This window comes from Streptomyces aurantiacus JA 4570, from assembly GCF_000414115.1.
Lineage (GTDB): Bacteria > Actinomycetota > Actinomycetes > Streptomycetales > Streptomycetaceae > Streptomyces > Streptomyces aurantiacus_A.
In genome coordinates this window covers 1-746 of sequence record NZ_AOPZ01000166.1, presented here as the reverse complement: position 1 = coordinate 746, position 746 = coordinate 1, and the positions used below count along the sequence as shown (strand labels likewise).

General features: G+C 70.1%; 1 protein-coding gene. It reads left to right on the top strand.

Features of this window, described 5'->3' with window-relative positions:
- Positions 1 to 3: 3 nt before the first annotated feature.
- Positions 4 to 746, top strand: a 743-nt coding sequence (locus tag STRAU_RS17500; RefSeq protein WP_310592254.1) for an acyltransferase domain-containing protein, incomplete at its 3' end; no start/stop codon positions are given.

The following is a 746-nucleotide window of genomic DNA, read 5'->3' as shown; positions in this document are numbered from 1 at the left end:
CACGTGGACGAGCCGAGCTCCCATGTGGACTGGTCGGCGGGGGCTGTAGAGGTCCTCACGGAGTCCCGTGAGTGGTCGGTGCGGGAGGGCGGTGCGCCGCGTCGTGCGGGTGTGTCGTCGTTCGGCGTGAGCGGGACGAACGCGCACGTGATCGTGGAGCAGGTTCCGGTTCCGGTGGAGGAGCTTGAACCTACTGAGTCTGCTAAAACGAGCGTTCTATCCAGCGCGTTGCCATGGTTGGTGTCGGCGCGCACCGAGGGGGCGCTGCGGGCGCAGGCCGACCGGCTGCGTGAGCACCTGGTGGCGCGGGCCGACGTCGACGTGGTGAACGTCGGCTGGTCGTTGCTGTCGGGCCGGGCCCTGCACGAACACCGGGCCGTGGTCTTCGGCCGGGAGCGGGAGGACTTCCTGACCGGCCTCGAGACGCTGGCTTCCGGCGGCCCGGGTGGCGCGGTGTCGGGGTCCGTGGCCGACGGTCGTATCGGCGTGGTCTTCACCGGTCAGGGGAGTCAGCGTCTCGGTATGGGCCGGGAGTTGTACGACGCCTTCCCGGTGTTCGCGGACGCGCTCGATGAGGTGTGCGCGCACCTGGATGGCCTGCTTGACCGGCCTCTGAAGGAGGTCATGTTCGGGGCGGACGCCGAGCTGTTGGAGCAGACGGGGTACGCGCAGCCCGCGCTGTTCGCCGTCGAGGTGGCCCTGTACCGCCTGGCCGAGTCGTTCGGGGTGCGGCCGGAGATCGTCGG